We start from the raw sequence: 7,446 nt of genomic DNA, 5'->3' as shown, positions 1-7,446 counted from the left end.
AGCACTTCCGGACGGGCGAAGCGATCATCAATCAGATAAACGTAGCCTCTGTCAGATTGCGTACGGATGACTCGTCCGGCTGCCTGCACCACCTTCTGGAGTCCCGGATAAAGATAGGTATAGTCATAGCCGCTTCCAAACGCTGCATCCATGCGTTCGCGATGTTCTTCATTGACTGCATTGAATTGCGGCAGACCGAGCGTCGCAATAAAAGCGCCGATCAGTCTTTCGCCGGGAAGATCGATGCCTTCAGCGAAAGGTCCTCCAAGTACCGCGAAGCCTATTCCACAACCACCCGGTGTAAAGCGCGCGAGAAACGCGTCACGTGCAGTCTCGTCCATGCCGCGTGACTGTTCCCAGACAGGNGTTCGCGATGTTCTTCATTGACTGCATTGAATTGCGGCAGACCGAGCGTCGCAATAAAAGCGCCGATCAGTCTTTCGCCGGGAAGATCGATGCCTTCAGAGAAAGGTCCTCCAAGTACCGCGAAGCCTATTCCACAACCACCCGGTGTAAAGCGCGCGAGAAACGCGTCACGTGCAGTCTCGTCCATGCCGCGTGACTGTTCCCAGACAGGGATGTCGGGATGGCGCGCGCGGAACAGGGCAGACACTTTGTCGAGATATTCAAAGCTGCTGAAGAAAGCGAGGTAGTTACCGCGTTGTGACTGGTATTGCTTTTCCATCAGCGCAACAATGGGCGCAATCGACTGCTCGCGTTGCCGGTATCGTGTCGAAATATAACCAGCCACAAATACCGACAACTGTTCGGCCTTGAATGGTGATTCGACATCAATATAAGCGGTATCGGATGGCAGTCCGAGCATGTCGGCGTAGAAGTGCCACGGACTAAGCGTGGCAGAAAACAGGATCGCGGATTGCGCTTCGGTAAAGCGGGGCGCCAGAAACTTTGCAGGTACCACATTGCGGATACCTATGCGCGAACGGATATGTTCGTTTCGTTCTTGCTTTGCTAGATCGAATAGCGAGTGTGTGTCCAACACTTCCAGCAGCCGAGTAAAGTGCAAAGCCTCGAAGTAAAAATTCTGTAGCGCGCTGTTCACGTACGCCGGGTTCTCTGCAAAGAATTCTGATATTTCACTGACGGTTTTTTGCAGCGCATTCGCAAACTTTGCCGGGATCTCCGAAAAAATCTTGTAGTCGCTCTCCTGCGTTTTGTTCAGTGCGGTCCATTGGCGCTGCAGCCTGTCGATCGCTTTGCCGAGCGCATCGGGTGTCGTACGCCGCACGGCTTGCAGCGTGGACTGATCCAGTTCGGCGGAGTACATCTTGCGTGCACGTTCAATCAGATTGTGGGCTTCGTCCGTTAAGACGGTGACACGCCACTGGTTAGCAGTAGTCAAGCCATACAACAACGCGCTGCTATCAAAATAATAATTGTAATCGCCGACCACGACGTCGGCCCAGCGCACCAGGTCCTGGCTCAGGTAATAAGGACATACCTGGTGTTCGAGTGCCACTGCGCGCAATGCCGCCTTGTTCAGTGCCCCTGAGGCAATCGCCGCGGATCGCGCAGGTGGCAGACGATCGTAAAAGCCCTTGGCCAGGGGGCACGATTCGCCATGACATGCCTTGTCAGGGTATTCACAGGCTTTGTCACGTGCCACAAGTTCAAGGACGCGTAAGGGCATTCCGGGCTGGTGATTCTTGAGCTGCTCCAACGCATCAAGGGCAAGGCTGCGCCCGGTCGTCTTTGCCGCCAGGAAGAAGATCTTGTCCAGATCTTTACCCGGTACTGCTTTCAACAAAGGAAATAGCGTGCCCACCGTCTTGCCGATGCCGGTCGGCGCTTCCGCTGCAAGACAGCGGCCCGTGTTGGCGGCACGATAGACTGCTTCGGAAAGCGCGCGTTGACCCGGCCGGAAGCCGGCATGCGGAAAGCGCAGTGCGGACAAGGCAGCGTTGCGGGCGATACGGTGATCAAGCTCCTGCGTGGACCAGTTCAGGAACGACTCGCACTGTTCCATGAAGAAGCTCTGAAGCGCGGTTGCCTGATGGCTTTCTTCTAGCATCGTCTCCTGCCGGCTGCCAATCTCGAAGTAGACCAGCGCAACGTTCACTTCGGTCAGCTGCAGTTTTTCGCAGAGCAGCCAGGCATAGATTTTTGCCTGCGCCCAGTGCAATGCACGATGATTGGCCGGCATGCGGGAAAGATCGCCCCGGTAAGTCTTGATTTCCTCCAGTCGGTTGCAGGCCGGATCATAACCGTCGGCCCGACCCCGGACGACCAGATGCCGGTGTCGGGATGTAAGGGTGACTTCCCGTTGATAATCGGCAGCACGCCGCGCCGTCACTTCGACATGACCGGCAATGCCTTCCTGCGCGGTGGGCGCCGGAGTAAATCGCAAATCAAGATCGCCACGCCTCGCCGTAAACTCCGCTAGCGCTCGCACTGCAACCTGGTATTCCATGTTCAGGCCGCTTCCTCTAACCATTGTACGAAGCAGACACTCACGGGGATGTCGTGCATCATGAAGTAATCGAGCCAACGCACTTGATTGTCCTGCAGGCGGTCGTTCGGCGCCTTTACTTCTATCATGCGGTAGCGCCGCTCATCCGGCCAAAACTGGATCAGGTCGGGAAAGCCGGCGCGATTGGTGCGGATGTCGGCGAGCATGCGATGAAAGATCGCTTTCAGATGAGCCGAGGGAATGCACTGCAGGGCGAGGCGGAGTAACTCCTCGCTGATGTGCTGCCATGCCACAAAGGGTGAGAGGGTATCTGCCTTTTCCACAAAATTCCGCAAGACGGTGTCAACGTATTCTTGCGAGTCCAGCTGTGAAAGGCAGGCGTTGAACTCCTTTTCTCGTCGACGGAAGAAATCTCCGTTATATAAGTCGGCCGGACCGCTCTGAAAGGGGTGAAAAAACGCGCCCGGAACCGGAGCAAACACGGCGTTCCAGCATAGCAGTCCGAACAGCGAATTAATCAAGGTGTTCTCTACATAGCAGAGTGGTGCATCTGCCGTGGCGAGGTGTGCGGCTACCAGTTGTTCGACGCAGAACGACTCTGTCGGTGCCGGAAGTGGCAAATCCACTCGCGCAACGCTTGATGCGGCAGGCAGCTTCGCAACCATCGGCATCCCCAGCCTGCGTTGCAGTCGCGGCCGTATGCGGGCGATTTGCTGCTTTTCCGCCTCACTCTCCGGACTCAGATCCGCCGCACTTGCCAGCGCGTAGGCATCGTCGTTCAGCCCACATCGCTCCATGACGCGGATCGCCCGTATGCGCGCGCCAGGATAAGTACAGGATGTGTATAAGCTTAGTGCATCCTGCAACGAGTCCGCGCGTTCATAATGTTGCGCCAGTTTGAAGACCAGCTTCGCGCGCCGACTGGCAAGCCAGTCATTGTCCGCGGTGGGCGGCGGTAGTTCCCCGAGAATAATGTTTGGATCTTCGCCATTTTCAAAGCGTTCGCCCAAGGCGAAAAGGTGCAGATAATGATCCACCTCGTCACGTGAACGCAGTCCATGGGATATCGATGATAACGCCACCTTTTCGTACTTCCAGATACCGAGATCTGCGAGTACGAACTCTGACCAGTCTTGCCGGCAATTGCCGAAGAACAGAAGCCGGATCCGGTCGCAGAGAGGATGAATCAACAAGGCATAGACGCAGTCATCGGATGACGGATGCCATTCGTCGAAGCGGCGATGACTGTCAAAACGCGTACGCAGCCGGTCTACCAGATCTGCCTTCTTCATCGCGCCGCCGCCCGGCACCGGTCCGATTGCGGCAAGGAGTTCGCCTTTGGTCAACAGGCCGGCAAGGTGATCGAGCGACAGTTGCGGCTGATCGTCGATCCATCCATGCTGCACCAGGGGACCTGCTGCCTGCCGTGTGCAGCCAATTTCGTCGTAAATGAGCTTGCTGGCACGGAAGTATGGTCCCTTGCGCATGACCATGCGGACCAGCAGGGCGCGCGAAGGCCGTGGCAACGCGGCGACGCACCTTATGAAGTGCTCTTCTTCCACGCTAAGTAAATGGGGATAGCGTGTATGCACCCATTCGAGGACCGTGTCGAAGTTTTCGAGGTAATAAAACGGGTTTTCAAGAGTAGGCGGCATCTTGAATTACCTATCAGGTTGGGGCCGAGTGAAGGACGCCAAAGTACAGCGCATTGACAATCTGGAAAATGAACAGGCTGGAAGGGCAAGCGGCCGATGACGAAATGGTAATTACGTTGATTGACTCGCGCCAGGAAGCCATCGTACCGCAGGCGAAAGGAGGAAACCAGCATCGCGTCGAATAAATAATCGCCTGCGTGATTGGAAGACGGCAGTTGGCCGCAGTACGGGGAGGACGTTTGTTGTCCCTGGGGCGGAAAAAATTATCAAAAGAAACAATTTTTTGAGTAAAAGCGTCTGATGCCAACTTGACTGCACTGTATTTCATGAAATCAACAACGAAAAGTTGCTTGTTTAAGATCAACTCTTATATCTTATAGAAGAGTTGTCCGCTACAATATCGCCTGAGGCTTCCCGTCCGAGCAGATATAACGAACGAAAGTCCGGTCTCGCTACCTTTAATCAAGCTACTAAAGAAAAGAGCGCCCTATGCTAGAAAACTACCGTCAACATGTTGCCGAGCGCGCCGCACTTGGTATCCCACCGCTCCCCTTGTCCGCCAAACAGACCGAAGAATTGGTCGCCTTGTTGAAAAACCCGCCAGCCGGCGAAGAACAGTTTCTTGTTGAACTGATCACCTATCGCGTTCCCGCGGGCGTCGATGATGCCGCCAAGGTCAAGGCCGCGTTCCTGGAAAAACTGGCAAAAGGTGAAGACAGCTGCGCACTGATTTCACGCCAGGAGGCAACCCGTCTGCTCGGCACCATGCTCGGTGGCTTCAATATCAAGCCGATGATCGATGTGCTCGATGACGCCGAAGTCGGCGCCGTGGCAGCCGTAGGCTTGAAAAACACCCTGCTGATGTTTGACTATTTCCATGATGTCAAGGAACTGGCCGACAAGGGTAGCGCCAATGCCAAGGCCGTCTTGCAGTCCTGGGCTGATGCCGAATGGTTCACATCGCGCCCCGAAGTGCCGCAAAGCCTGACCGTCACCGTCTTCAAGGTTTCCGGTGAAACCAATACGGACGACCTGTCGCCGGCACCGGATGCGACCACCCGCCCGGATATCCCGATGCATGCACTGGCAATGCTCAAGAATCCACGCCCAGGCATCAATGCCGACGAACCGGGCAAGATCGGCCCGATCAAGCAGATCGAAGCCTTGAAGGCCAAAGGCCATCAGGTTGCCTATGTCGGCGACGTGGTTGGAACCGGCTCTTCCCGCAAATCCGCGACCAATTCGGTCTTGTGGTTTACCGGCGATGACATTCCCTTCATTCCGAACAAGCGCTTCGGCGGCGTCTGCCTGGGCACCAAGATCGCGCCGATCTTCTACAACACCATGGAAGACGCCGGTGCGTTGCCCATCGAACTGGATGTCTCCAAAATGGAGATGGGCGATGTGGTCGAACTGCGCCCCTATGAAGGCAAGGCATTCAAAAATGGCGAAGTCATTGCGGAATTCACCGTCAAGTCTGATGTCCTGTTCGATGAAGTGCGCGCCGGCGGCCGCATTCCGCTGATCATCGGTCGCGGCTTGACGTCGAAAGCGCGTGAAGCACTGGGCCTGGCACCGTCAACCTTGTTCCGTCTGCCACAAAACCCGGTCGCGTCCAGCAAGGGATTCTCGCTTGCGCAAAAAGTGGTAGGACGCGCCTGTGGCCTGCCTGAAGGTCAGGGCATCCGTCCGGGCACCTATTGCGAACCGAAGATGACGACTGTGGGCTCGCAAGACACGACCGGTCCGATGACACGCGACGAGCTGAAGGATCTGGCATGCCTTGGCTTCTCCGCGGATCTCGTGATGCAGTCGTTCTGTCATACCGCCGCCTATCCCAAGCTGGTCGACGTCAAGACGCATCAGACCTTGCCGACCTTTATCTCCAACCGTGGCGGCGTGGCCCTGCGTCCCGGTGACGGCGTGATTCACTCCTGGCTCAATCGCCTGCTGCTTCCGGATACCGTAGGCACAGGTGGCGACTCGCACACCCGTTTCCCGATCGGTATTTCTTTCCCGGCGGGTTCTGGTCTGGTCGCATTTGCCGCAGCAACAGGTGTCATGCCGCTGGATATGCCGGAATCGGTTCTGGTGCGCTTCAAAGGCGAAATGCAGCCCGGCGTGACCTTGCGTGACCTGGTCAATGCCATTCCGCTGTACGCAATTCGTCAGGGCATGCTGACTGTCGAGAAGAAGGGCAAAAAGAACATTTTCTCGGGCCGCATTCTGGAGATCGAAGGCCTGCCTAAACTGAAGGTCGAACAGGCATTCGAACTGTCGGACGCCTCTGCTGAGCGCTCCGCAGCAGGCTGCACGGTGCATCTCGATAAAGAGCCGATCATGGAATACATGACATCGAACATCACGCTGATGAAGTGGATGATCGCTAGCGGCTACCTGGACAAGCGTACGCTGGAGCGCCGCATCAAGGCCATGGAAGCCTGGCTGCAAAAACCGGAACTTCTTGCACCGGATGCCGACGCAGAGTACGCGGCAGTCATCGAAATTGATCTGGCCGATATCCATGAGCCGATCGTCGCCTGCCCGAACGACCCTGACGATGTAAAACCTTTGTCCGAAGTCGCCGGCGACAAGATCGACGAAGTGTTTGTGGGTTCATGCATGACCAACATCGGCCACTTCCGCGCTGCATCCAAACTGCTCGAAGGTAAGACCGATATTCCGGTTCGCCTGTGGATTGCTCCGCCGACCAAGATGGACCAGCAGGTATTGACGGAAGAAGGTCATTACGGAACGCTGGGCCGTAGCGGCGCGCGGATGGAAATGCCAGGATGCTCGCTGTGCATGGGTAACCAGGCGCAGGTACGTAAAGGCGCGACAGTGATGTCGACGTCGACACGTAACTTCCCGAACCGCCTCGGTCTCGATACGCGCGTGTATCTCGGTTCAGCCGAGCTCGCCGCAGTCTGTTCCACTCTCGGCAAGATCCCGACAAAGGCTGAATACATGGAACATATCGGCGTCATTGAAAAGAATGCCGCCAATATCTACCGTTATATGAACTTTGACAAACTGGCGGAATTCCGTGATGTAGCCGATGGCGTCAAAGTGGATTAATGGCATCGGTGGCGGGTACGGTACGCATCGTACACACATTACCCGCTGAGACCTTAGCCATGTAACGACAAGGCCGGCTGACTACCGGCCTTGTTTATTTAATACAGCAATGTGTACACGGTACCTGGTTCGAACAAGCCAGCATGACCTGCGCGTTACGCCGCAGACACTGGTTTAGGAATTCACCAATCGAAGTCATAATAAAACCCCGCTTCCGGGGAGATTCGCGCCGGATATTCGCAATTTCTTGCCTTCATCATCAAAAACTTGCTTTTGTCGGAT

General features: G+C 55.9%; 3 protein-coding genes and 1 pseudogene. 1 reads left to right on the top strand and 3 read right to left on the bottom strand.

All coding sequences use genetic code 11. The features are described 5' to 3' along the window. The 3 genes and pseudogenes from ASE07_RS29015 to ASE07_RS20480 all read right to left on the bottom strand — a co-directional run. Positions 1-365 (bottom strand): annotated as a pseudogene (locus ASE07_RS29015) (helicase C-terminal domain-containing protein); the annotation flags it as partial. A gap of 1 nt (position 366) precedes the next feature. Then, positions 367-1,651, bottom strand: a 1,285-nt coding sequence (locus ASE07_RS30880) for an ATP-dependent DNA helicase (RefSeq protein WP_442946111.1), incomplete at its 3' end; no start/stop codon positions are given. Between the two features lie 782 nt (positions 1,652-2,433). Beyond that, positions 2,434-4,086 (bottom strand): VRR-NUC domain-containing protein, encoded by a 1,653-nt coding sequence (locus ASE07_RS20480; RefSeq protein WP_057292679.1) that lies wholly within the window; start codon positions 4,084-4,086, stop codon positions 2,434-2,436. A 489-nt stretch (positions 4,087-4,575) separates the two neighbouring features. On the opposite strand from ASE07_RS20480, the gene ASE07_RS20475 reads away from it, so the two are divergent. After that, positions 4,576-7,164, top strand: coding sequence for a bifunctional aconitate hydratase 2/2-methylisocitrate dehydratase (locus tag ASE07_RS20475; RefSeq protein WP_057292678.1), 2,589 nt, complete (start codon positions 4,576-4,578; stop codon positions 7,162-7,164). The last annotated feature ends 282 nt before the right edge of the window (positions 7,165-7,446 follow it).

The organism is Noviherbaspirillum sp. Root189 (genome assembly GCF_001428545.1).
Taxonomy (GTDB): domain Bacteria; phylum Pseudomonadota; class Gammaproteobacteria; order Burkholderiales; family Burkholderiaceae_D; genus Noviherbaspirillum.
This window is presented reverse-complemented; position numbering and strand designations above follow the sequence as displayed.

Bases quoted from the DNA above. Each gene is read 5' to 3' on its own strand.
- ASE07_RS20480 (WP_057292679.1), bottom strand. From the start codon at position 4,086: ATGCCGCCTACTCTTGAAAACCCGTTTTATTACCTCGAAAACTTCGAC.
- ASE07_RS20475 (WP_057292678.1), top strand. From the start codon at position 4,576: ATGCTAGAAAACTACCGTCAACATGTTGCCGAGCGCGCCGCACTTGGT.